At 27.7% G+C, this 518-nt stretch carries 1 pseudogene; it reads left to right on the forward strand.

Features of this window, described 5'->3' with window-relative positions:
* Window positions 1-234: pseudogene (locus AC1DTM_RS31305) on the forward strand (oligosaccharide flippase family protein); the annotation flags it as partial.
* Between the last annotated feature and the right edge of the window lie 284 nt (window positions 235-518).

Here is a 518-nt window from a genome sequence, read left to right on the forward strand (position 1 = left end):
TTTTATATGAGTGCGTCATTTGTAGCCAGTGTAGTTTTTGGAGCCACAATAAATAAATTGATATTGGMGGATAATTGGTTTGTATTAATTGTAAAGATAATTGTATTTTCGTTAGTGTACACTTTATTAATGTGGTTTACGGGAATGAATAAATATGAAAAGGATATGTTTAGAACGCCAGTTAGAAATATTATATATCGCCTAAAAAAAGAGAAGTTCTATAAAATAGGTTAAATTGTTTTCTGGAGAAGATGTTTTTGTAGGGAATAGAAATAATGAATAGGGAATAAAAGCATTAATTTCACTGTGTACAGTATATTAATTTATTAGAATTATGATGTTTATCCATACGATAAGTTAATTTAATGAATATACTTCTATTAAGAAATGGGGGTATATTTAAAATTATGAAAAAAACTCCGATGTTAAGTAAGTTACAAGGGGATTTTCATTTTGTGGATGATAGCGATTTATTCGTGTATAAGAGCAGCGGTATAACAGATGTTAAAGTATTAGGT

It is taken from the genome of Bacillus sp. P4_D3 (assembly GCF_056401855.1).